General features: G+C 36.2%; 20 protein-coding genes. 11 read left to right on the forward strand and 9 right to left on the reverse strand.

Annotated elements, in window-relative coordinates; translation table 11 throughout:
- Window positions 1-69 precede the first annotated feature (69 nt).
- From NG809_RS00405 to NG809_RS00415, 3 genes are all read right to left on the reverse strand, one after another.
- Entirely contained in the window at window positions 70-1,248 is a 1,179-nt protein-coding gene (locus tag NG809_RS00405) for an acyl-CoA dehydrogenase family protein (protein ID WP_262147094.1), read from the reverse strand.
- Window positions 1,249-1,329: 81 nt separating this feature from the next.
- Window positions 1,330-2,118, reverse strand: coding sequence for an NUDIX hydrolase (locus NG809_RS00410; RefSeq protein ID WP_262147095.1), 789 nt, complete (start codon window positions 2,116-2,118; stop codon window positions 1,330-1,332).
- Window positions 2,119-2,139: 21 nt separating this feature from the next.
- On the reverse strand, window positions 2,140-3,324 hold the full coding sequence (locus NG809_RS00415) for an MFS transporter (RefSeq protein WP_262147097.1): 1,185 nt from the start codon (window positions 3,322-3,324) through the stop codon (window positions 2,140-2,142).
- A 177-nt stretch (window positions 3,325-3,501) separates the two neighbouring features.
- Here NG809_RS00415 and NG809_RS00420 point away from each other — a divergent pair, with 177 nt between their 5' ends.
- From NG809_RS00420 to NG809_RS00440, 5 genes are all read left to right on the forward strand, one after another.
- Entirely contained in the window at window positions 3,502-6,285 is a 2,784-nt protein-coding gene (locus tag NG809_RS00420; RefSeq protein ID WP_262147099.1) for a SusC/RagA family TonB-linked outer membrane protein, read from the forward strand.
- An 11-nt stretch (window positions 6,286-6,296) separates the two neighbouring features.
- Complete coding sequence (locus NG809_RS00425; RefSeq protein WP_262147101.1) at window positions 6,297-7,760, forward strand: RagB/SusD family nutrient uptake outer membrane protein; 1,464 nt, start codon at window positions 6,297-6,299, stop codon at window positions 7,758-7,760.
- Between the two features lie 2 nt (window positions 7,761-7,762).
- A complete protein-coding gene (locus NG809_RS00430; protein WP_262147103.1) occupies window positions 7,763-9,193 on the forward strand; it encodes a glycoside hydrolase family 30 protein in 1,431 nt (476 codons plus the stop codon).
- Between the two features lie 150 nt (window positions 9,194-9,343).
- Window positions 9,344-11,566, forward strand: a complete 2,223-nt coding sequence (bglX, locus tag NG809_RS00435; RefSeq protein WP_262147104.1) for a beta-glucosidase BglX — start codon at window positions 9,344-9,346, stop codon at window positions 11,564-11,566.
- Window positions 11,567-11,893: 327 nt separating this feature from the next.
- Window positions 11,894-12,700 (forward strand): glycoside hydrolase family 16 protein, encoded by an 807-nt coding sequence (locus NG809_RS00440; RefSeq protein ID WP_262147106.1) that lies wholly within the window; start codon window positions 11,894-11,896, stop codon window positions 12,698-12,700.
- A gap of 197 nt (window positions 12,701-12,897) precedes the next feature.
- Here the strand turns inward: NG809_RS00440 and NG809_RS00445 are convergent, their stop codons facing one another.
- Window positions 12,898-13,707 (reverse strand): enoyl-ACP reductase FabI, encoded by an 810-nt coding sequence (locus NG809_RS00445; RefSeq protein WP_262147108.1) that lies wholly within the window; start codon window positions 13,705-13,707, stop codon window positions 12,898-12,900.
- A gap of 121 nt (window positions 13,708-13,828) precedes the next feature.
- On the reverse strand, window positions 13,829-14,128 hold the full coding sequence (locus tag NG809_RS00450) for a hypothetical protein (RefSeq protein ID WP_262147109.1): 300 nt from the start codon (window positions 14,126-14,128) through the stop codon (window positions 13,829-13,831).
- 305 nt (window positions 14,129-14,433) lie between these two features.
- On the opposite strand from NG809_RS00450, the gene NG809_RS00455 reads away from it, so the two are divergent.
- From NG809_RS00455 to NG809_RS00465, 3 genes are all read left to right on the forward strand, one after another.
- Window positions 14,434-15,588, forward strand: coding sequence for a hypothetical protein (locus tag NG809_RS00455; RefSeq protein ID WP_262147111.1), 1,155 nt, complete (start codon window positions 14,434-14,436; stop codon window positions 15,586-15,588).
- 283 nt (window positions 15,589-15,871) lie between these two features.
- Window positions 15,872-16,699, forward strand: a complete 828-nt coding sequence (locus NG809_RS00460) for a hypothetical protein (protein ID WP_262147112.1) — start codon at window positions 15,872-15,874, stop codon at window positions 16,697-16,699.
- Between the two features lie 81 nt (window positions 16,700-16,780).
- Window positions 16,781-17,614, forward strand: coding sequence for a hypothetical protein (locus NG809_RS00465; RefSeq protein WP_262147114.1), 834 nt, complete (start codon window positions 16,781-16,783; stop codon window positions 17,612-17,614).
- A gap of 152 nt (window positions 17,615-17,766) precedes the next feature.
- On the opposite strand, the gene NG809_RS00470 is transcribed toward NG809_RS00465, so the two are convergent.
- Together NG809_RS00470 and NG809_RS00475 are read right to left on the reverse strand one after the other, a co-directional pair.
- Window positions 17,767-17,967, reverse strand: a complete 201-nt coding sequence (locus NG809_RS00470; RefSeq protein WP_262147116.1) for a hypothetical protein — start codon at window positions 17,965-17,967, stop codon at window positions 17,767-17,769.
- A 70-nt stretch (window positions 17,968-18,037) separates the two neighbouring features.
- On the reverse strand, window positions 18,038-18,892 hold the full coding sequence (locus NG809_RS00475) for a nucleoside phosphorylase (RefSeq protein WP_262147118.1): 855 nt from the start codon (window positions 18,890-18,892) through the stop codon (window positions 18,038-18,040).
- Between the two features lie 120 nt (window positions 18,893-19,012).
- Between NG809_RS00475 and NG809_RS00480 the strand changes: the two genes are divergently transcribed.
- The gene (locus NG809_RS00480) at window positions 19,013-20,845 is read left to right on the forward strand and encodes a cytochrome-c peroxidase (protein WP_262147119.1); all 1,833 of its coding nucleotides are present in this window, start codon (window positions 19,013-19,015) and stop codon (window positions 20,843-20,845) included.
- Window positions 20,846-20,879: 34 nt separating this feature from the next.
- Here the strand turns inward: NG809_RS00480 and NG809_RS00485 are convergent, their stop codons facing one another.
- Window positions 20,880-21,080 (reverse strand): hypervirulence associated TUDOR domain-containing protein, encoded by a 201-nt coding sequence (locus NG809_RS00485; protein WP_262147120.1) that lies wholly within the window; start codon window positions 21,078-21,080, stop codon window positions 20,880-20,882.
- 217 nt (window positions 21,081-21,297) lie between these two features.
- Between NG809_RS00485 and NG809_RS00490 the strand changes: the two genes are divergently transcribed.
- Both NG809_RS00490 and NG809_RS00495 read left to right on the forward strand, forming a co-directional pair.
- Window positions 21,298-22,737, forward strand: a complete 1,440-nt coding sequence (locus NG809_RS00490; protein WP_262147121.1) for an SDR family oxidoreductase — start codon at window positions 21,298-21,300, stop codon at window positions 22,735-22,737.
- A 180-nt stretch (window positions 22,738-22,917) separates the two neighbouring features.
- Complete coding sequence (locus tag NG809_RS00495) at window positions 22,918-23,205, forward strand: hypothetical protein (protein WP_262147122.1); 288 nt, start codon at window positions 22,918-22,920, stop codon at window positions 23,203-23,205.
- 29 nt (window positions 23,206-23,234) lie between these two features.
- Here the strand turns inward: NG809_RS00495 and NG809_RS00500 are convergent, their stop codons facing one another.
- Window positions 23,235-23,993, reverse strand: a complete 759-nt coding sequence (locus NG809_RS00500) for a hypothetical protein (RefSeq protein WP_262147123.1) — start codon at window positions 23,991-23,993, stop codon at window positions 23,235-23,237.
- Window positions 23,994-24,110 lie beyond the last annotated feature (117 nt).

The following is a 24,110-nucleotide window of genomic DNA, read 5'->3' on the forward strand; positions in this document are numbered from 1 at the left end:
TTTAGCTGATTTATTTTAATGTTTCAAATCTGCTAAATTCGTAAAATCTGCGAGAGACATTATTTATTTTTAAAATGCATTAAAGCCGGTAATATCCAATCCCGTAATCAGCAAATGAACATCGTGTGTTCCTTCGTAAGTGATTACAGATTCTAAATTGGCAGCGTGACGCATCATCGGGAATTCGCCCATGATTCCCATTCCACCAAGGATCTGTCTTGATTCTCTGGCAATATCAATCGCCATTTTTACATTATTTCTTTTTGCCATGGAAATCTGAGCCGGACTTGCCTTATGGTCATTTTTAAGATTTCCTAACTGTAGACAAAGCAATTGTGCCTTTGTAATTTCCGTTAAAAATTCAGCCAGCTTTTTCTGCTGCAACTGAAATGAGCCAACCGGTTTACCAAACTGTTTTCTTTCTTTAGAATACTGAACAGCAGTACAGTAGCAATCAATTGCTGCACCAATTACGCCCCATGAAATTCCGTAACGTGCAGAATTTAAACAGGATAAGGGTCCTTTTAATCCCGTAACGTTGGGTAATAAATTTTCTTTCGGAACTTTCACATCATTAAAAACCAATTCACCTGTTTTTGAAGCTCTCAAACTCCATTTGTTATGCGTTTCCGGTGTGGTAAAGCCTTCCATTCCTCTTTCCACGATTAATCCCTGTACTTTTCCTTCTTCATTTTTTGCCCAAATCACGGCAATATCGCAAAGTGGTGAATTGGTAATCCACATTTTGGCGCCGTTCAAAAGATAATGATCTCCCATATCTTTGAAATAGGTTTCCATTGAGCCTGGATCTGAACCATGATTAGGCTCAGTAAGACCGAAAGAACCGATCATTTCACCTGATGCAAGTTTAGGTAAATATTTCTTTTTTTGTTCTTCAGAACCGAATTCATTAATCGGAAACATCACCAGAGAACTCTGAACAGAAGCTGCAGAACGCACAGCAGAATCTCCTCTTTCCAGTTCCAGCATAATCAATCCGTAAGAAATCTGGTCAAGACCCGAACCGCCGTACTCTTCAGGAATATAAGGTCCCAAAGCCCCGATTTTCCCCAGTTCTTTCATTAAATTTGGTAAATCAGTGTGATTTTGTGCTGCCTGATCGATATTTGGCATCACGAAACTTTCTACCCAATCCCGTACGGATTGTCTGATAAGCTTGTGTTCATCGGTAAGGAAAGCATCAATTCCAAAATAATCTGGTATGCTGGTAAGCGGATAATATGACATAAAAATTTGTTTTTCTAAAAATAAGATTTTTTAGACAGTGACAAAAAAATAATAGGTCATAATGATGAAAGAGATTGAAATTTAAATAAAATCTTCCTCCAAAAAAGTATAAGGCTTTGATTTTGAATGGTATTTTTCTATAAATTTATAGAGGTAAGGCGCTTTGTTTGCTGAACCATCGTATAATTTTTCCAGTCTTTCAAGCATATTCATGCTCAAAATTTTTCGCTGAAAATTGTTTCTTCTGAAAGTTTCGCCCAAAATTGTTTCGTAAAGACTCTGCAAATCTTTCATTGTAAATTTTTCCGGAAGCAAATTGGAAGCTGCTACTTGGGTATCGATGTTATCCCTCAGAAATTCCAGTCCGGATCTGATAATTCTGTCATGATCAAATGCCATCTGCGGAAGCTTGTCTACCTCAAACCATGCACAGGATTCGTTAAAAGCATCGGCGAAGGTGTTGGCAAGAGAATAATCGATCAAACTGCAGTATGCAACGGTGATAAAGCGCTGTAAAATCCAATGGTTTTCGGTGACATCAAGACCTTTGTTCTGAATTAAAGTTTTATGAACATTATTTTCGGTACGGCTCATCCTTCCAAAAGTATGAAACTGTTCCAGAAAAATGTCTTTAAGATGCGTTCTTTCCAACAAAACTCTCGCAGCGGCATCGCGAAGATCTTCATCCAAAAAAACAAAACCTCCGGGAAGAGAATACAGATCAAGATCGTGGTATTTTAAAAGCAAAACCTTCAGGATACCGTCATGAAAACCAAAAATAGTACAGTCTACCGACAGGTTTGGGATAAAATCTTTACTGTCGATAAGTTCTTTTAAAGTTTCAATGTTTTTATTATGATCTGTTTTCATGCTGTAAAAATAAAATTATTTCTAATACTTTTGATTAATGAACTTAAAAAATGAAAATCCGAATATAAAAACTATGGTCACCGCTGTAAAAATAAAAACTGCGTAATAATTTAGCATTTCATTTTCAAACAAAACCGAAATCAAAGCAGAGCTTGCCGAACTTCCCAAAGATGAAAAAATCACGATAATGGAAGTAAGCACATTCACTTTTTCTTTATCTGCAGAAGAAATCATTTTCGAATTGGCAACGGGATAGAGTGGTGCCAGAAAAAATCCTATGACCGGAAAAATAAACATCAGAACCGAAGATTTGTCATCATCTGTAAATTGAATTAAAATAATCAGAAGTAAAATCAGCAAAACCATACAAACGCAGAAATAGAAATATTTAGATAAATCAAATTTTCTGATCATCTGAGCAGTAAAAATTCGTCCCAGATAACTGAAAACTGCCAAAAAAGATGTCGCCTGTAGTGCAAAAAAAGAATCGACGCCCAAATGATTTTTATAATAGGAAGGTAACCACGAATTGAAACTCTGTTCGGTAAAGACGATAAAAAAAAGCAAGCAAAAAAAAGCAATGAACGCAGGTTTGCCAAAACCTTTGAAGTCGGGGAGAAGTGTCGTGCTTTTGTTTTCTGTTTCGCTAATTTCTGTTTTCATAAAAAGATAAACTGTGAAAAAACTGATAAGAGAAATTCCAAAAAAACCAAATTTCCAGAATTCACCATATTCGCTTGAAATAAGCCATCCGAAGCCGGTGTTAACCACAAAAATTCCAATCATAAATGAGGCTTCGACGCTGCTCATGGTTTTCGTTAAAGTTTTCTCGTCAAAAATATTATGCTTAATAATATTGTATACGCAGATTTTACCCAACGCAAAACAGGCCCCAATAATGGCAAACCATAATTTATAAAACCAAAAAACCTGCACAAACGGTAAAATTAAGGAGCAAACCGCCACAATCATCAGTGCTGAGATAATTGAAGTCTTAGTCCCGATTTTACTGATAAAACTTACCGCAAAAATAGAAATCAGGGCAATCGGAAGATCTTTGAAAGCCTCTAACAGCCCCAGTTTATTATATGAAATGTTCTCTTCTGAAAGCTGAAGAATGATTATTCCCATACAGTTCAGAACCATCGAGAAAATGAGGAAGGTCAGTTTCAGCGGAAGTGTTATTTTACGGAGGTTGGTCGCCATTTTGGGATTAAATTACTTATCTTTTCTACTTAAAATCTTAAAAATCCGAAGAATCTGTGTTCTCATAATACCCAAAAATAAAAGAAATATCAAAATAATGATGAAAAATATATTAACTATTCAAAAAAAATAATATTTTTATTGTCTCAATTTGAGAATTAAAAACTATCATATAATATGAATGTAAAAATATCAAGAAGTTTGGGAATCATTGCCGCAGTTTATTTCACGGCAAATTTCAATGCACAGACAACCCCAAAAGATACTGTTCAGAAAGAGCAGAAGATTGAGGAAGTTGTGGTGATTGGGTATGGTTCGGTAAAAAAATCAAACCTTACGAGCGCCGTTTCTACCGTAAAAGCCGAAACATTTGATGACAGACCGATCTACAATGTTGGGCAGGCCTTACAGGGAAATGCGGCCGGTGTGAATGTAATTCAGTCTTCCGGAAAGCCAGGTGCTGCAATTGATGTGAAAATCAGAGGAAATAATTCTATCTCGTCAAGTGTGAATCCGCTTTACGTAGTTGATGGAATTCAGACTTTTGACATCAGCGGAATCAATCCGGATGATATTACCGACATGACGATTCTGAAAGATGCAACTTCGGCAGCAATCTACGGGATCAACGGTTCTTCCGGAGTTGTGATTGTAACGACTAAAAGAGGTAAAGCCAACAAACCACAATTAGCATTTAATGCTTATTGGGGAATGTCTAAAACCGTGAACAATATTGATGTTTTAAATTTAGATCAGTATAAAGCGCTGATGGGAGAAATAAATCCTTCCTATCTTACAACGATTAATAATCCCCGATATGCGGGTATCAATACCAACTGGAGAGACGAAGTTTTCAGAACCGGTTTTGATCAGAATTACAATGTAAACTATTCTTTTGGTAACGAAAAAGTGAGAGCTTACACCGCATTAGGTTATCAGGGAATTGACGGAATTATTGATCCAGCGAGATTCGACAGAGTTTCAGCGAAGGTTAATTTAGATGCAAAAATTACCAATTGGCTGAAACTGACGGGTAATTTTAATTATATCAATACAACGCTTAAAAATACCAATGACAATTTAGGTACATCAAGAGGTGGGGTTATTTTAAGTGCTTTAAATACGCCTTCATTTTTACCGATTTACGGTAGTCAGCTTGCTGTAAGAGAAACGGATACCAATGGAAATTATCTGGATGGTTACAAAGACGGTCAGTTTGCGTTGAACCCATTCCAGTCTTCATGGGAAAACCCGGTAGCTTATCAATCAAGAAAAAATGAAACACAAACTCAGCGTTTCATGAGTAATTTAGGATTGGAAGTTAATTTACTCAAAAACTTAGTCTGGAAGCCAACTGTATCATTTGATTTAATTGATGTTACCAATGACCAGTTTACAGATGGTTATCAAACAAGTTACGGAAGACAGCAAAAAGGAATTGGTGGTAAATATTTATCGACTTACCAGGATATGAATATTGAAAATACATTAACGTATACAATAAAATCTGGTGTTCACGATTTGGCTTTGTTGGGAGGAAATCAGATTCATGAAAAAAGAAATTCATGGAATAATTTTGAAGGAAACAATTTTCCTGAAGGTACCACATTCTTTGATTATAATACAGTAATCGACAACAAAAGAGAAACGCTTGTAAAAGAACATTTGCGTGAGCTTTCATTCTTTGGAAGAGCATTATATACTTATGATAACAAATATACCATCATGGGAGTGTTCAGATACAACGGTAGTTCAGCATTGGCACCGGGAAATAAATGGGGATTCTTCCCGGGAGTTTCAGGAGCATGGACGGTTTCCAATGAAGATTTCATGGCAGACAGCAAAATTTTTTCAGAATTAAAAATACGAGGAGGATGGGGACAAAGTGGTAACGCATCTGGAATTCCGCCGTATTCTCATTATAATCTGGAAAGAATTTCACGTTTAGGTCCGGATGGTGTTTGGTTCAGCCAACAATGGGATAGTAGCGACCTGGGTTGGGAGAAGACGACAGATGCGAATGTCGGTATTGATTTTGGCTTTCTGAATAACAGAATTAGATTAAGTGCGGATGCTTACAAAAGAAAAACAAAAGATTTAATTGTTCCTATTTCATTTGAAAGTGCGGGTATCGGAAATATACTTAAGAATATTGGAAGCATGGAAAATCAGGGATTAGAATTTGCCCTGAACACACAGAATTTCAAAGGAGAAAACTTTAACTGGAACACCAACTTCAATATTTCATTCACGAAAAATAAGGTTTTAAATTTAAATTACAGACCGAATATCGATGTGGCAAATATCGAAACCGTAGGAGCCAACTTAGTTAGATTTACACCAGGTCAGGCAATTAGTTCATTTTATGGCTATCAGGTGAGTCATGTCGATTCGCAAACGGGTGATTTGGTATATAAAGACAATAATGGGAATGGAATTTTTGATCCCAACGACAGAACAATAATTGGAAATCCAAATCCTGATTTTAGTTTTGGTTTCAGTAATAATTTCTCTTATAAAAACTTTTATTTAGATGTTTTGGTGACAGGATCTTACGGAGGTGAAATTTACAATGCTTCAAGATTTGATCTTGAAATGATGAACGATTTTAAAAACCAGTCTGCAGTCGTTTTAAACAGATGGACTACCCCTGGGCAAATCACTAACACACCAAGGGCAAATTCTACCAGCTCACAATATGTTTCAGACAGATTTGTAGAAGACGGCTCATTTATTAAAATTAAAAGTGCTACACTTGGGTATAATTTCTTAAGTCCATTTAAAGGTGTGAGCAAGATAAATCTTTATGTTACCGGACAAAATCTGGTAACCTGGACAGATTACACTGGATTTGATCCGGAAGTAAATGCATTCAACACTACAAACGGAGTTTCTGGTGTAGATTACGGAACTTATCCTCAGGTAAGAACATTTATTTTCGGTCTTAAAGCTAATTTTTAATTAAAATTCTCATGAAAATCAACAAAACAATATATTATTTTTTGCTTGGAGCAACTTTAACAGTTGGAACAACTTCTTGCAGTGATTATTTAGATACAGAGCCACTTACAGACAGAGCAGTGCCAAATAATGATACGCCTTATACAAAGGCAGATGAAGCGGAAGGTTTGATGACGGTGATCTACACAGATTTGGGTAACGAATACTGGCAATTGGATTATTTTTTTAATGGTGATGCTCAAACCGATGTAGCTCATGCCGGAAGTGATAATATTCAGAATTTTCAAATTGATGAGTACAGAATTATCGCAACCAATTCAAACGTCAACAGAGACTGGAATTATTTGTTCAGATTTATCAACAATTGTAATAAAGTTCTGAATTATGTAGATAACATTCCAGATCCCGCACTAACAAATGCGCGTAGATCTGAAATGAAGGCTGAAGCTGCGATTATGAGAGCGATGTATAACTTTCATGGCGTACAACTATGGGGCGACTTCCCTTTGGTTACCAAAGCAGTAGTGGGGGTAAATGCAGATAATTTTGATGAAGTTTACAGTCAGGTATATCCTGCAAGAAAGCCAGTTAATGAGGTGTATGCTCAGATAATTTCAGATTTGGAGGGAGCTTTGGCGAGTGCACCTGCAAGTTCAAATAAATACAGAGCTACAAGAGGTTTAGCCTTATCTTTATTGGCAAAAGTGTACGCAACAAAACCAAATCCGGATTACGCAAAAGTCTTAGACTACACAACGCAGTTAATGGGACAAGGATATTCTTTGCTTCCAAATTACGACCATCTTTTTGACGGGGCTCATGAAGCTAATGCAGAATCCATTTTTGAATCCAATGGAAACGCAGGAACGATTTGGGCTTGGGGATCATCTATGTTTTTCGGCACAGACTGGAAAAAATTCAATACCCCTTCTTATGATTTGGTAAATACTTTTAATACAGAAAACGACTTGGTCAGAAAAAATTCAAGCATTTGGGTTTCTCCTACCACCGTTGACTGGTCAGATAACTTTTGGCCGAGTTCGGCATTTCCTTTTATGAATAAAATGAGAATCACTACAGGTCATCAGAATTTCTATGTGATGCGTTACGCAGATTTACTTTTGATAAGAGCTGAAGCATTAGTGCGTCAGGGAAATTTCACGGATGCTGCAACTTTGGTTAATCAGGTAAGAGCAAGAGCCAACTCAGGTTTAACACCGGTTACCATTGCAAATACCGACGATGGAATTAATAAAATTCTTAAAGAAAGAAAACTGGAACTTGCATTTGAAGGTCACCGTTGGTTTGATCTGAAACGGACAGGAAAAGCAATTGAAATCCTTTCACAACAGAAAAATGCTGCAGGAAATCTTCTACCGTATGTGAATAATTTAAATCAAAACAGATTATTATGGCCAATTCCACAAACACAGTTGGATAATAATCCCAATCTAACCCAAAACCCCGGTTACTAAATATGTTAAAGAAAAAATCATATAGTTTCTTTTCAAAGAGTACTGCACTGCTTTTCAGCGGTGTGGTACTTTTATCTTTAGGCTCATGCACATCAACAGTTTCTACGAAAAATCAGGTTCAGTCGTGGCTTACAAAAGGCGATGAAAGCGTAAAATTACAGCAACAGCTACCCTTGGTTATTGTAAATACATCCAATAATTTTCAGAATATTGAAATTGATGACACTCAAAAGTTTCAATATATTGACGGTTTTGGGTTTACATTAACGGGCGGAAGTGTAGAAGTGATCAACCGTCTGTCTCCGTCTAAAAGAAAAGCTTTATTACATGAACTTTTCGGGAAAGATGAAAATTCTATTTCCATCAGTTATTTGAGATTAAGCATCGGCGCATCAGATCTGGATGGTGAAGTTTTTTCTTACGATGATTTGCCTCAGGGACAGACAGATCCTACTTTATCAAAATTCAGTCTGGCAAGAGACAAAGATTTAATTGCGATGTTAAAAGTAATTTTAGCCATCAATCCGAAAATCAAAATTATTGCTGCCCCGTGGTCACCTCCGGTTTGGATGAAAGACAACGGAAAATCAATTGGAGGAAGTTTAAAACCTGAATTTTATGATACGTATGCAAAATATTTTGTCAAGTACATTCAGGGAATGGCTAAAGAAGGAATTACAATCGATGCCGTAACTCCTCAAAACGAACCTTTGCATCCTGGAAATAATCCAAGTTTACTAATGGTTTCAGATCAGCAGAGGGATTTTATCAAGCAAAGTTTAGGACCAATTTTTAAATCCAATCAAATTAAAACTAAAATTGTCGTTTATGATCACAACTGCAACAAACCGGAATATGCCATCAATATTTTAAACGATCCTGAAGCCAATCAATACATTGACGGCTCGGCTTTTCATTTGTATGACGGCGATATTTCTGCTTTAAGCACTGTTTATAACGCTCATCCAAACAAAAATTTATACTTCACAGAACAATGGACAGGTTCAAAAGGAACATTTGATGGAGATCTGAACTGGCATGCAAAGAATGTAGTCATCGGTTCGATGAGAAACTGGAGTAAAATCGCCTTAGAATGGAATTTAGCCAACGATGCTGAATTCAAGCCTCATACTCAGGGCGGCTGCACCGAATGCAAAGGCGCAATTACGGTTTTAGATAAAGACAATTTCACAAGAAACGTTGGATATTATATTATTGCTCACGCCTCGAAATTTGTTCCTGCCAACTCTCAGAGAATTTCTTCCACTCAGACAGACAATTTATCAACGGTTGCCTTCAAAACGCCCGAAGGAAAAACGGTTTTGATTGTTCAGAATTACAGTAAGAAAGATGAAAATTTTAATATTAAATTTAAAAGTAAAACTGCTCCGGTAAATATTCCAGCAAGTTCGGTGGCTACTTATATTTTCTAAATTTTAAAAGTGAAAACTTTGTGATCTTTTTTAAGTGAAATCGAAGATTCGACGAAGTCAAACGCCTTTGCGAACTTAAAAATCGACGGCATTATTTTCAAAAAAATCTTTGCGCTCTTTGCGTTAAAATTTAAGCAAAATAAAATTACAATGAAAAAGCTCTACATCATATTAACCTTCGCAGCATTCGGATTAAATGCTTTTGGACAAAAGACAATTGACCAGAAAGTCACTGAGCTTTTGTCTAAAATGACGTTGGAAGAAAAAATCGGTCAGCTCGTTCAGTACAGCGGTTTTGAATACGCCACCGGTCCACAGAATTCTAATTCTGCGAATGTTTTAAACGAAATTAAACAAGGGAAAGTTGGTTCAATGCTGAACGTTTCGGGAGCAGAAGAAACGAGAAAATTTCAGGAACTTGCGTTGAAATCAAGACTGAAAATTCCAATGTTGTTCGGTCAGGATGTCATTCATGGCTACAGAACTACTTTTCCTGTGAACCTCGGACAGGCAGCAAGCTGGGATTTAAAATTAATTGAAAAATCTGAAAGAATTGCCGCAACAGAAGCATCCGCTTACGGAATTCACTGGACTTTTGCCCCAATGGTTGATATTGCCAGAGATCCAAGATGGGGAAGAGTGATGGAAGGTTCGGGCGAAGATACGTACTTGGGAACACAGATTGGTTTGGCAAGAATCAAAGGTTTTCAGGGAAAAGGTTTGGGAAATCTTGATGCAATTATGGCGTGTGCGAAGCATTTTGCAGCGTACGGAGCAGCAGTTGGCGGCAGAGATTACAATTCGGTAGACATGAGTTTACGACAGCTTCATGAAACCTATTTACCACCTTTTAAAGCGGCTGCAGAAGCGGGTGTGGCAACTTTTATGAATTCTTTTAACGACATCAATGGAATTCCGGCGACTGCAAACAAATATATTTTAAGGGATATTTTAAAAGGTCAATGGAATTACAAGGGTTTTGTGGTTTCAGACTGGGGAAGTATCGGCGAAATGGTCTATCACGGATATGCGAAAGACAATAAAGAAGCAGCCGAAAAAGCCATCAATGCAGGAAGCGACATGGATATGGAAAGCCGTGCATACATGGCAGAACTTCCGAAATTAGTTCAGAAAGGAAAGGTTGATCCTAAATTAATTGATGATGCAGCGGGAAGAATTTTAGTTAAGAAATTCGAAATGGGATTATTCGATGATCCTTACCGGTTCAGCAATGAGAAAAGGCAGAAAGAACAGCTCAACAATCAGGAAAACAGAAAATTCGGGAGAGAATTTGGTTCGAAATCTATTGTTTTACTGAAAAATGAAAAGAACATTCTACCACTTTCAAAATCAACAAAGACAATTGCATTGATCGGACCGTTTGGAAAAGAAACAGTTGCCAATCACGGCTTTTGGTCGGTTGCTTTTAAAGATGATAACCAAAGAATTGTTACCCAATTTGATGGAATTAAAAATCAGTTAGATAAAAACTCAACATTGCTTTATGCAAAAGGTGCCAACGTTGATGACAATGATAAATCGATGTTTGCCGAAGCGGTTGAAACTGCGAAAAAAGCGGATGTTGTCATCATGACTTTGGGCGAAGGTCATGCCATGAGCGGCGAAGCGAAGAGCAGAAGTAATCTTCATTTTTCGGGAGTTCAGGAAGATTTATTAAAAGAAATCGCCAAAACAGGAAAGCCGATTGTTCTGATGATCAACGCAGGAAGACCTTTGGTTTTTGACTGGGCTGCAGATAATATTCCGACAATCGTTTACACTTGGTGGCTGGGTACGGAAGCCGGAAATTCTATCGCAGACGTTCTTTTTGGAACCGTAAATCCAGCGGGCAAACTACCAATGACTTTCCCGAGAACGGTTGGACAAGTTCCAATTTACTACAATCATTACAATACAGGTAGACCTGCGAAAAATAATACAGACCGAAACTACGTGTCTGCGTACATCGATTTGGATAATGACCCGAAATTCCCGTTTGGTTTTGGCTTGAGCTATACTCAGTTTAAATATTCTGATATGAATTTAAGTTCGACAAATCTTAAAGGAAATCAGACGTTAAATATTAGCGTAAAAGTTACCAATACCGGAAATTACGATGGCGAAGAAGTGGTGCAATTATATATCAGAGATTTATTTGGAAAAGTAGTCAGACCAATAAAAGAATTGAAAGGGTTTGAAAAAGTTTATATCAAAAAAGGAGAAACTAAAACCATCAATTTCACTTTAACAATGGAAAATTTAAAGTTCTATGATGACGCATTAAATTACGATTGGGAAGCCGGAGAATTTGATATTATGGTCGGAACAGATTCTCAGAATGTTCAGACGAAAAAAATTAATTGGGAAAAGTAGATAATATTTTCAAATTTGAGAGCAGGATAAAACCCGCTTTTGGTGGAAAATGGCATTAACATCAGGTTTGTCATTCTAAAAGAATCTACATAATGTTTGTAGAAATGCTTACAGCATGACAACTTTGAAAATAATCTTAATCTAAAATTTTTTGACGCAAAGATTTAAATATTATAACTCAAAATTTTAAGGAGCAAAGAATGAATCAATGAATTGATTTAAGCTCCTGCATATTTTCAAGCATAAGCGATTTGTCGCATCATTGACCTATTAAATCAATGGCATCTTTAAATAAAACTCTGCGTTTAAAAACAGCAAAATTCAAACATGAAATTTAAAAAAACAATCGCAATTCTAATCGGAGGAACTTTAGTTTTCTCATTATTAAATTGTGCTTCAAACAAACCGGATTCAAGCAGAAATTTAATCTGGAGCGACGAATTCAATTACAAAGGCTTACCTGATTCCACAAAATGGGGTTATGATGTGGGTGGCGATGGTTACGGAAACAATGAAGCTCAGTTTTACACCAAAAACCGTCTTGAAAATGCCAGAGTTGAAAATGGAAATCTCATCATTGAAGCCAAAAAAGAAAACTGGGAAAAGAATCAATATACTTCTGCAAGGCTTTTAACGAAAGGAAAATTTTCATTTCAGTACGGGACTGTTGAAGTCCGTGCGAAACTACCGAAAGGTCGCGGAACGTGGCCCGCTATCTGGATGATGAGCGAAAATATGAAAGAATGGCCCGATGACGGCGAACTGGATATCATGGAACACGTCGGTTTTAATCAGGGGTTTGTTCATGCTTCAGTTCATACTAAAAAGTACAATCACATTATCAATACTCAGAAAACAGATACGCTTTTTGTAAAAGATACCAGCGAAAAATTCCATATCTACAAAGCGGACTGGACACCCGAGAAAATTGATGTCTACATCGATGATCAGAAGTTTTTCACCTATGAAAATAAAGAAAAGACTTATGAATCATGGCCATTTGATCAGCCTTATTTTATTATTCTAAATCTTGCCGTCGGCGGATTTTGGGGTGGAAAAAAAGGAATTGATGATTCAATTTTCCCACAGAAATATGAGATTGATTATGTAAGAGTTTATCAAAAAAAGAAATAAACTACACTTCATATTAACATTTTTATTTTAAGTTTCGGCAGGGCAGTGGTTCTGCCGAAACTGTTTTTTTTAAACAAATTATAGAATTTAATTTGGTTAAATTTTTAATTCAAAATCAAAAAAAATCCGAAACAAAAAGTTCCGGATTCTATATATAATTGAAATATTAATTATTATCACTGACTCATTACCCATGATTATTCAACATCATACTTGCTGATCACCTTCTGAGTAACTCCTGAGCTGCTGAAACCTCCGTCATGGAAAAGATTCTGCATAGTCACTTTTTTCGTTAAATCTGAGAATAATGTTACGCAGTAATCTGCACATTCCAATGCGGTTGCGTTACCAAGTGGAGACATATCTTCAGCGTAACCCATGAATCCGCCGAAACCTTTCACACCGCTTCCTGCAGTAGTTGGAGTAGGAGATTGAGAAACCGTGTTTACACGTACTTTTCTCTGTCCCCAGTAGTTTCCGAAAGTTCTTGCGATACTTTCAAGATATGCTTTGTTGTCAGACATATCGTTATAGTCAGGGAATGTTCTCTGTGCAGCAATGTAAGTCAATGCCAAAATACTTCCCCATTCGTTCATACAGTCTTTCTCGTAAGCCACTCTCATCACTTTGTGGAAAGAAACTGCTGAGATATCCCAACCTTTCTCCAACCAGTCGTAGTTCATTTCGGTGTAATGTTTTCCTTTTCTTACATTGATAGACATCCCGATAGAGTGCAGGATAAAATCGATTTTACCAAATTTTGCAGTTGCAGCATCAAAAAGTTTTTCAAGATCTTCGATAGATGTAGCATCTGCACCAATCACCTCAGAACCTGTCTTTTCAGCCAAAGCATTCAATTCCCCCATTCTCAGGGCAATTGGAGCGTTTGATAAGATAAATTCTGCACCTTCTTCATGGCATCTTTCTGCAACTTTCCAAGCGATTGATTGTTCATTAAGGGCTCCAAATATAATTCCCTTCTTGCCTTTAAGTAAACCGTATGACATAGTATTTTAATGTTTATTAATCCACAAATGTAACGAATATTTGTGTTTAAAGCATAATAAAAAACGATGCCTTTAGTAAAAAAGACATCGTTTTTCTTTGAAATATTTATATGACTGAATTTTAATTCGTTTTCTTGTTCCATTCTGCCTTCACATCTTCTGCGGCATCTTTGGTTTTTTCCCATGCATCGCTGGCTCCCTGTTTAATATCGTCCCAGGTATCTCCGGCTTTTTCTTTTGCTCTTTCAAGCCATCCTTCGCTTGTCGCTTCTTCGTCGTTATTTCTTCTTTCGTTGATATAATCTTTAGCTCGGTCTGCTAAATCCTCAACTTTCCATTTTGCGTTGTCTGCAGCGTTTTTCAAAGAATCTTTGGTGTTGTCTACTGCGTTTTCTGCTTTGTTGTAATCTTGATTTTCCATTTTATTTTATATTTAAGGTGTTATGTTTTTGTTTAAACAATAAGCATTCCTAAAAACTTTTGGAATTGTTAAAATTCTCATAATTTATTTTTACTGTTTCAATTTAATTCCAAAACAAATTTCTTCAAACGACACTTTCTGATTGTTTTTAATAAAATATCGACGGTATTTTGAATAATTAAATTTCATTATAAAATCATTTAATCAAAATATTATTTGTCTAAATTTAATAAAATATGATTTATGTTCATTTATTTATATATAATAATTAAATATATTTGTGCCTTTAAAAATCAAATGAACTCATGAAAAAAAAGATAGTACTTTTATCGGCATCATTCCTTTTATCAGTAAATATGATCAACGCTCAGGTCGGAATAGGAACCACAACGCCTGATAACTCATCGATTCTTCATCTCAACAGCAGCAATAAAGGTCTTCTACTCACAAGCATTGCACTTACTTCATCTACAGACAACACTACAATTCCTTCTCCTGCTTCAGGACTGCTGATCTGGAACAACGGTACAGGCGGCTTCACTCCGGCAGGACTATATTACTGGGACAATTCCAAATGGAATATTTTGTCAACTGGCACTACTATCACAGGAAGCGGCACAACATCTTCGGGTTGGAGTACTTCCGGAAACAATTCAGGATTAAGTTCAGGTGCATCCACAACACTTTCTATCGGTACCGCAACGTATGACGATCTTATTTTTAAAGTGAACAATACTTATGCTGGGAGACTGGGCACCAATAATTCTGTACAGATGGGTACAGGAACTTCGGCCTCGCAAAGCGGAACGGCTTTAGGTCACAATGCCAAATCCACAAGCAATGAAAGTACTGCAGTGGGAGCAAATTCCACCGCTGCCGGTTTTCAGTCGGCTTCTTTTGGCTATAATTCTAAAACAAATTCCAATAGTGAAACAGCTATCGGATATAATACTATAACTAACGGTCAAAATTCTACTGCGTTAGGATCAGGAGCTTCTGCAACAGGGCAAAATTCAACAGCGATTGGTTACGGATCTGCAACTGCACAGCCAAACGCCATTGTTTTGGGGAATTCGGGTGTTAACGTTGGTGTTGGGACGTCTACACCCAACACCTCCGCAAAGCTGGATGTGAACGGACAGTTTAAACTGGGTGATAAAGGAAGCATCACAAAAAATATACTGAGTTTTGAAGCGTATCCAGGCATATCTATCAATAATCTTTCTGCGGGAGGTTCTGCGGAAATTGATATTGCAGTTCCACCTGCAGCACAGATCAGCTCAACGAGAGCCAGCATCGTGGTTTCGCCGGCAGGAGATTTTACAGGGAACTCTACCTTTGCCATTTCAAATCCAAGATATACATCTTCATCCAATATAAGAATTAATGTTACGAATATTTCCGGTGCTGCGGCAAGTCTTTATTACGGACATTTTTTTGTGACAGTGAATGAATTTTAAAAAAGAAACTGGGAGTAAAGGAATATTTTTTAAATAAGTGAAAATTCTGCATTGTTTAAATCTCACCTTTAATTTAATGAATCGGTTTTTCCGAATTTTGTAAGATTGTTTTCCGAATGATAATCATTTAAGCGAAATTGTTATTAAAAGTTAAAAGGTATTTTATTACCAAGGTAGCTTTCGTAAAATATTTATCCAAGATGTGATAAAATCATAATTTTTCTTTATGTTTGAATCGTAAAATATTTTCTGAAAACTTTAATTTTAAAATTACTAATAATCAATGAAACTAAAATTATCTATTCTTGCAATGTGCTTTTACAGTGCACAGTTTTTCTCACAACAATACTATGGCAAACAGCAGTCTAAAGATCTTCCCAAAGCTGAATTTACTTTAGCTGACGGCTCCAAAGTTGACGCTTTCTTCGTAGGATATACCTATCCAAACGGTACTTATCCGGGCTTTTTCGATAAAGATGATATCTACAATTTTGTTTATAAAAAAACGAAAACGTCAGCGGATGAGAAATTTGGAGCAAATGAAGTGAAACTGGTAAAAATCTATGATGACCATGATGATGTAGTGAATGCCATTGAAAGGCTCGACATGAAATATATCGATAAAAACGGTCAGGTTTCAGACAAGAAAAAAAGATCGTTCCAGCCATTGCTTTATGATGGAAAATTGCAGATCTTCGGTTCAAATCTTACCATTTGCACAGGTGCAGCCTGTAATTATGTCTACTCAAAAATATATATTAAAAATGCAAAGGATGATTTTGCCGTAATGCCTGTAGATTACGATAAAATGGGACTTTTTGCCGGCTCACTTTATGATAAAATGGTTGAAGCCTTTAAATATGCAGGCAGAAACTGTCCGGAATTTCAAAAATATATGGATAATTTTCAGAGCAAACTTGACGATAAGGATTTCAAAAAACAAATCAATGAGAGATTCAAGGGTGTAAGAAAAAAAGCCTATGAAGACGGCAAAATTGCAAAATTAGGCTACAACGGAACTCAGGAACTGATAGGTCAGTACATGCTTCAGGCCTACCTGGATTTTTATGGAGGTATCGTCAGGGAATACGAAAAAAACTGTCCGAACTGATTTAAATTAAACAATATAACTTTAAATAAAATTCAATACTACCTCAAACTACTCTTATAAAAACAGAACTTAAACTTATCAATGAAAAAGATCATCCCTTTACTATTACTTTTTATCGCAGTGCAGATTACGGCACAGAAGAAAAGTGATTACGCACCTGTAGAAATTACCAAAGCTGATGGCAGCAAAATGACCGTACTGTTTAAAAGAATCACTCTTCCGCAGTTAAGCAGTTTTAAAAGCTTCTTCGGCGGAGAGCAGAACACCAATGTGAAGATCGAATACAAGACCTCTGAAGACGGTCAGAAAATGACGATGAATTCTAAAGACATTGTTGGTTTTAAGTTGCTGGATAAAGACAGTGATGAGATTGCATCTTTCGAACGTTTATCCATAAGGGTTTTCGATAAAAATAACGTTTTAAAAGATCTGAAGCAGGTGATGTACATGCCTTTGGTGTATGAAGGTAAAATAAATGTCTATGGAGAAGCCAATTTTATCTGTCAGACTTCTCCGGGCAGCAATAAAATTGTAAAAGGCACTTGTGAGTATGCGTACTCCACATTTTATCTTAAGAATAATCAGGAAAATTTTGCGGTTACGCCTCTTGACATAAAATTGTTCAACAGAGAAAGAAGTCTGGATAATTTTGCGAATGCCTACAAAGTTGCCGGTAAAGACTGTCCTGCATTCACAAAGTATCTGGATGACTTACGCACAAGGGTATATGATAAAGCTTTTACAAAAAAAATGCGGGAGGATATGATCAGCTACCGTAAAGAGGTGAAAAAAGCTTCTCATGAAATTGACGGAAACCGGGAAGGGAGAATGGAATATATAGGAAGGCAGTTATTTCTGCACGAAGCCCAGATGTACATTGACATCGTGAAAGAATACGAAAAAAACTGTCCGTAATCATGATAATAAAAAGGATTTCAAAATTTTGAAATCCTTTTTATTTTATTTAAATCTGCTGTTTGAAAATTTCATCAAAATTAACTCCCTTTAGGGTCGGGGAAATTAATTTTGATAAAATTCAAACAGGCTCTTGAAACCAGCTTTTTAAATTAGTTTTTCCTAATATACTTCAAAGCATAACTTGACGGAAAATAAACCATTGATGTCAAGAGAAACAGAATTGCAGTCATTCCAAAAAATTCTGTAAATCTCATCATCATACTTGGTTCTAAACGGTCTCCGTCTGCAATGAAACCAAAGGTTGCAAGAACAAACGATACGGCAAGAAGTCCTAAAAATTTAGATTTCATAGTTTTTGTTTTAATATTTATCACTCAATATTGAACGGGAATTGGCTGATTTTATTTTGGAATTAAAAAATTATTTCACAACCCTTTCCAAAACCCATTCAATCAGATTTTGCTCTGAAGCGTGATGGTCTTTAGAAAATTCTCCTCTTCGTCGGTTGGCAATTACATTGTTTACGGTAATGGCTTTATGACCCAAAAGTTGAGAGAAAGCATAGATAGCAGATGTTTCCATCTCAAAATTGGTGATGCCAAGATCGTTTAAATTTTCTAAAAATTGTTCGTCTGTTGCCAGTAGACGCAATTGTCGGCCTTGTGGTGCATAGAAGCCAGGGAAAGTTGCAGTATTCCCGTGGTATTTTGCGTCTTTGTAGAGCTCGCCCAATTCTTCAGACCATTCTGAGAAATAGAGCATTGGTTTTATCTTTTCGTAAGGGAATTTTTCATAAAAACTCTTTGAAAATTCATTTTCAAACTGATAATCTTTGTAGAAATTCATCAGTCCGTCAAGACCAACTACATTTTGGGTAACGAGCATATTGTCTACTTCCACGTCGGGATTTACACTTCCGCAGGTTCCCATTCTGAAAAGTTGAAGTGAAGTTTTTTGAGATTTGATTTCTTTCTTTTTTAAATCAATATTCACCAAAGCATCCAGCTCATTCATCACGATATCAATGTTTTCGGTACCGATTCCTGTGGACATCACGGTGATTCTTTCGCCTCTTAAAATTCCCGTATGAGTATAAAATTCTCTTTTATTTTTTTTTATTTCTACTTTGTCGAAATGTTTTGAAACCTTTGCTACACGGTCGGGATCGCCAACAAGAATAATTTTCTCTGCAATATCTTCCGGTAGAAGATTTAGATGATAGATGCTTCCGTCTTCATTGAGAATAAGTTCCGAAGCTGCAAGTTGATTAAGCATAATGTTTATTTTTCTGTTTCTAAAAGTACTAAAATTGATGTAAACGAAATGTAAACATTATTTAATTTATCGTTAAAATGTTAGCAAAACAAAGAAGGTACATTTGCGGCTAAAAAAATCGTGAGATCTTACTTTTTACTTATTCCCGCTATTCTGATTGTATTATTTTCCATGTCTTTTAATGATGCAGATAAAGGTTTAAAAACCGAAAATACATTCATCAATAAAGGTCTTACCAATTTCAAAATCGAACTCGAATATCTGAAAAACGATGCCGAACTTTTTTCTGAAAACAAAATCTCCGTCGGAAAACTTCGTAAAACCATCAGAAAGACCCGAAATTCATTCAAAGAAATCGAATTTTTTGTTGCCTACCATTATCCGGAATTTACCAAAACCCATCTCAATGCAGCACCGCTTTTTCATATCGAAGCCGCAGGAACAACTGCTTATACTTTGCCTCCGGAAGGTTTACAGGTTTTGGATGAACTGATTTTTTCTGATGAAGCCGAAAATGAAAAGGAAGAAATAAAAACCATTACCAATTTCCTTTATAACAGCTACGCCAATTTCTATCTGAGTGCTTTAAAGAATGGTTTAAGTAATGGTAAAAATAAAACGCTTCCGCTGAGAATTGAGTTGATCAGAATTTACACGTTGGGAGTGACTGGTTTTGATACGCCGGGATCTTTAAATACCTCCGAAGAATCTGCTCACGCTTTTGCTGGAATGAAAAATTATATTACGGATGATGTATATTTTAAAAGTTTTAAAACTGAAAAAGCCATTCAGATTTTAGATCAAACCATTCAGTACTTAAGAAAAAATAAAGATTTTGAAACCTTTGACCGTATTGAATTTTACAAAAACTTCATTCAGCCTTTGTATGAAGAATTGGGTAAATGGGATGGCAGACCGGATGACCTCAAAAACTTTTCAGGATGGAATGTTTCCAACAAAAACTTTTTTAAAGCCGATTTTTTTGATCCGTATTTTTATACTTTATTGAAACCTTCTGAAGACAGTGAAGAACTGAGAGATCTGGGCGAAAAGATATTTTATGACGCAGGTTTCAGTGCTAACGGTAAAATGAGCTGTGCAAGCTGTCATTTACCTGAGAATGCGTACACCGATTTAAATTCAAAATCATTAAGTAATGTAGAAGGGAAGACAGTTTTGAGAAATTCGCCGTCACTTTACAATGCTGTTTTTGCGAAAAGGTTTTTCTATGATATGCGTGCTTTTTATCTTGAGCAACAGGCGGAACACGTGATTTACAATAAAGAGGAGTTTGACACCGATTATGAAAAGATTGTTGCCAGATTAAACTCAGATAAAAATTATAAAAAATCTTTTTCAAGTATATTTAAAGACAAAAAAATCACAAAACAGAATTTTTCCAAGGCTCTGAGTTCGTTTGTGGCTTCACTGTACTCTTTTGAAAGTGATTTTGACCGTTTTATGAGAAATGAAATAGATATTTCTGAAGATGCCAAAAAAGGATTCAACCTTTTTATGGGTAAAGCCAATTGCGCGACCTGCCATTTTGCACCTCACTTTTCAGGATTGGTACCACCGTTTTTCAATGAAAATGAATCTGAAGTTTTAGGGGTGACCAAAAGACCGATTTCAATTTTACCTCTGGAACTTGATGATGACAGGGGAAGGATTAATTCAAGTGTGAAAAAAGAAAGTTCGTGGATTTACGAGAATTCTTTCAAAACAATGACCGTGAGAAATATTGCCTTAACGAAACCTTATTTTCACAACGGAGCTTTTTATACTTTGGAAGAAGTAATAGAATTTTATAATGAAGGTGGAGGAGAAGGCTTGGGATTGCCCATGAAGAACCAGACACTTCCTGCCGACAAACTCAATCTTTCTGAGATGGAAAAGAAGCAGCTGATTAGTTTTATGAATACTTTGACGGATATCAGTAAGCCTACGAAATAACTTACACCGCTAAAATATTTTTTGCCATAGAGATCTAAGTCTTTTTTAAAGCCGAAGCTTTATGCACAGCAGATTTACCGCTTTTCTCGCTCATCACTTCGTATTGAGGCTCATCTTCTGATGCCCGACGCTGGCGTTTCATAAATTCGAAGTCCTTTGTGTGAACTTTGGTAATAATTCCATGAGTTTCACCGTTTTGAAACTTCCATTTTACATGGTCTCCTTTTTTTAGCATTGTATTATAATTTAAAGATTGGTGTAGACTAAGGATTAATCTGAATAAATTTAAAACCTGTTATTCAAATAGTATGCTATAAATTTTGTGGATTTATTGATCTTGTAAGACTTTGCCAGTAAGTCCAATCAGAAGTTTAGATTTGGTAAAATATTTTACTAATAATAATGACAAGGTATATTAATTGTATAATATATTCCATTTAAAAATATCAGTCGTGAAAAAGATTTTACTCACAGGAGCAACAGGTTATATCGGAAAAAGAATGATCAGTGTAATTACCGAACAAGGCTATAAAGTGGTTTGCTGCAGTCGTGATGTCAGTCGTTTTTCCAAACCTTCTGGAATTGAAGACCATTTAATTGAGGTGGTGGAAGTGGATTTTCTAAAAGAAGAAACATTAAAAAATATTCCAAATGATATTTCTGGTGCTTATTATCTGATGCATTCCATGAGTACAAGCGGGGAATATGAAAAATCTGAACAGATCTGCGCTGAAAATTTTGTTGCTGCGATTGAAGAAACTCGGTGCGAACATGTGATTTATCTCTCCGGACTGGTCAATCAGAAAGAACTGTCCAAACATCTCAATTCAAGATTTAATGTGGAGAAAATTCTGCTTGACAGCAAAGTACCCACTACAGTTTTGCGGGCTGGTATAATCATTGGTTCCGGAAGTGCCTCCTTCGAAATTATCAGGGATTTGGTAGAAAAACTTCCCGTAATGGTCACTCCCAAATGGCTCACGACCAAATGTCAACCCATCGGTATCGCAAATGTTCTTGATTTTCTCATCTTCACATTATTTAAAGAAGAAACTTTCCGCAAAAGTTTTGATATCGGTTGTGATGATGTGCTGACTTATAAAGAAATACTGCTCGGCTTCGCAAAAATACGGGGATTGAAAAGAACGATAATTACGCTGCCCGTAATGACTCCGAAACTGTCTTCATACTGGCTTTATTTTATCACTTCCACCACCTACAGTCTTGCAAGTTCGCTTGTAGGGAGTATGAAGATTGAAGTGGTTTGTAATAAAGAAAGCTTATCAGAAATAAAAAGAATTACAGGAGTGGAACCATTCTCCTATGAAGAAGCTTTGAAGAGGACGATGGCAAAAATTCAGGCGAATGAAATCAGATCAAGTTGGAAAGACAGTTTCATCAGCAGCAGAAACGATTCTTCGCTTAAAGATTTTATAGAAGTTCCGCATTTTGGCTGTTTCAAAGACATAAGAAGTGAAAAATACGACGGTCGCGAAAAATGCCTTGACCGCGTTTTCGGTTTGGGCGGAAAAAATGGTTGGTACGGACAGAGTCTCTGGAAAATCAGAGGATATCTTGATGTTTTGGTTGGTGGCCCGGGTCTGAGAAGAGGAAGAACGCATCCTTTGCAGCTGCATGAAGGCGATGCTTTGGATTTTTGGCGTGTAATTTATGCCAGCAGGGAAGAAGGTAAACTGATTCTTTTTGCAGAAATGAAACTTCCGGGAGAAGCCTGGCTGATGTTCAAATTATACAAAGGAAAACTCTGGCAGAAAGCTGTGTTCAGACCAAAAGGACTTTGGGGAAGACTGTATTGGTTTTCGGTGCTCCCATTTCACGGTTTGATATTTAAAGGAATGTTGAAGAGGCTGGCGATGGGTTCGGGTAAATAGTTTTTTTTAGATTGATCACCTCTAATTATAAAGCTAAATTTTAATTAGCTGATTTGATATATTACAAATTTTAAAATGACAAGTAATGATTTCCAACATTTTACTCACAAAATAAAACCTGTAACAATTTGTTAACATTAAATAAAAATTTCACTTTCTTAAATGATGTAATTTTACCCCATGGGAAAGAAGAAAAAAAAGGTAACTAAGGAGCAGCTGGATGAATTGAAAGGTTTAAGAAAACAGCTTTCACCGCAGTTATCTGTTGACAGTAAAATCAATACTTTGATTCAGGTAAGTCAGGTTTTGAGAACGATCAGCATGACAAGCACGTTTTCCAGCAATATCTCTACAGAGTTTACAGGACTGGAAGTTTTTGGGGAACGTTACAATAATTTCCCAAGAATCACTTCGGTAATTGATGATGCTATAAGCTTCTATGACGAGCAATTGACTCATACGAATTAGTCTATGGTAATGAAAGTTGTAGATTTAAACTAAAACTCCAGCTCATCAAAATCTTTTATTTCTGATAATTTTAAAAGCCTGTCAACTTTTATGGTTTCCCAGGTGTCTTTAAAATTTTCAACATAGTTTTCACCATCATCATCTTTATTGAGATTATCGCGTGTCAGTTTCTTTTTTGTTAAAAGATTAATGCTCGTTATGGTTTGAGGAACCGGTCCACGGTTGTAATCAGAATCATATCCTATCATTTCAAAATCACCATTTTTATGTCTGAAAGTATAGCTCCAGCTTCCGTATCTTCCATGGGCATAATTGATTTTTAGATTTCCCTTCTCGACAGCAAGCCAAAGTTCTGGAGCGTAATAAACACCGCCTTCCTCATTTTCAGATGAAAAACAATTGTAGTTTTTGGTTGCCAGTTCGTACCCATCACCTCTGTTATACAAAATAATAATTCCACGCCGGTTTCTGTCTAATTTGCCACGGTATTCATGATCAAAAAATTTCGTTTTATCAGTTCCTTTAATCAGAAAAACAACATCTTCCAGACTGTCTCCATTGAGATCGCCTTTGATGTCTTCCATACCTTCTTCTTTATACAGAACATAGCCTGCCGGAATGAAGTCTGCAATGTCTTTTTTAAGTTGGACAACCTCTGTTTCTTTTGGTTTTAAAATATCAGGAACCTTTTCGTCCTTTGGGATAAGCTGAGGTTTTTTCTCTTCCGTTTTAGAATTACAGGAAGTTAAAAACAAGATGGCAAGAAGTACCGGAATATTTTGTTTCATATCTTTATTAAAATTTGTGTTATTGAAGTTAATTTATCTTTTTTAGCTGAAAGCCTGTTTGGAATTTCTCCTATTTACTAAGATGACCGTTGCCGCGATAATTAACATTAATCCAAA

Origin of the sequence: Chryseobacterium foetidum, assembly GCF_025457425.1 — a bacterium.
Classification (GTDB): Bacteria; Bacteroidota; Bacteroidia; order Flavobacteriales; family Weeksellaceae; genus Chryseobacterium; species Chryseobacterium foetidum.

Excerpts from the sequence above, each read along its gene's own strand:
- NG809_RS00450 (WP_262147109.1), bottom strand. The coding sequence starts at position 14,128 with ATGGAAAATCAAGATTACAACAAAGCAGAAAACGCAGTAGACAACACC.
- NG809_RS00420 (WP_262147099.1), top strand. The coding sequence starts at position 3,502 with ATGAATGTAAAAATATCAAGAAGTTTGGGAATCATTGCCGCAGTTTAT.
- NG809_RS00465 (WP_262147114.1), top strand. The coding sequence starts at position 16,781 with ATGAAAAAGATCATCCCTTTACTATTACTTTTTATCGCAGTGCAGATT.
- NG809_RS00485 (WP_262147120.1), bottom strand. The coding sequence starts at position 21,080 with ATGCTAAAAAAAGGAGACCATGTAAAATGGAAGTTTCAAAACGGTGAA.
- NG809_RS00495 (WP_262147122.1), top strand. The coding sequence starts at position 22,918 with ATGGGAAAGAAGAAAAAAAAGGTAACTAAGGAGCAGCTGGATGAATTG.
- NG809_RS00455 (WP_262147111.1), top strand. The coding sequence starts at position 14,434 with ATGAAAAAAAAGATAGTACTTTTATCGGCATCATTCCTTTTATCAGTA.
- NG809_RS00430 (WP_262147103.1), top strand. The coding sequence starts at position 7,763 with ATGTTAAAGAAAAAATCATATAGTTTCTTTTCAAAGAGTACTGCACTG.
- bglX (WP_262147104.1), top strand. The coding sequence starts at position 9,344 with ATGAAAAAGCTCTACATCATATTAACCTTCGCAGCATTCGGATTAAAT.
- NG809_RS00460 (WP_262147112.1), top strand. The coding sequence starts at position 15,872 with ATGAAACTAAAATTATCTATTCTTGCAATGTGCTTTTACAGTGCACAG.
- NG809_RS00425 (WP_262147101.1), top strand. The coding sequence starts at position 6,297 with ATGAAAATCAACAAAACAATATATTATTTTTTGCTTGGAGCAACTTTA.
- NG809_RS00405 (WP_262147094.1), bottom strand. The coding sequence starts at position 1,248 with ATGTCATATTATCCGCTTACCAGCATACCAGATTATTTTGGAATTGAT.
- NG809_RS00410 (WP_262147095.1), bottom strand. The coding sequence starts at position 2,118 with ATGAAAACAGATCATAATAAAAACATTGAAACTTTAAAAGAACTTATC.
- NG809_RS00500 (WP_262147123.1), bottom strand. The coding sequence starts at position 23,993 with ATGAAACAAAATATTCCGGTACTTCTTGCCATCTTGTTTTTAACTTCC.
- NG809_RS00475 (WP_262147118.1), bottom strand. The coding sequence starts at position 18,892 with ATGCTTAATCAACTTGCAGCTTCGGAACTTATTCTCAATGAAGACGGA.
- NG809_RS00445 (WP_262147108.1), bottom strand. The coding sequence starts at position 13,707 with ATGTCATACGGTTTACTTAAAGGCAAGAAGGGAATTATATTTGGAGCC.
- NG809_RS00470 (WP_262147116.1), bottom strand. The coding sequence starts at position 17,967 with ATGAAATCTAAATTTTTAGGACTTCTTGCCGTATCGTTTGTTCTTGCA.
- NG809_RS00440 (WP_262147106.1), top strand. The coding sequence starts at position 11,894 with ATGAAATTTAAAAAAACAATCGCAATTCTAATCGGAGGAACTTTAGTT.
- NG809_RS00415 (WP_262147097.1), bottom strand. The coding sequence starts at position 3,324 with ATGGCGACCAACCTCCGTAAAATAACACTTCCGCTGAAACTGACCTTC.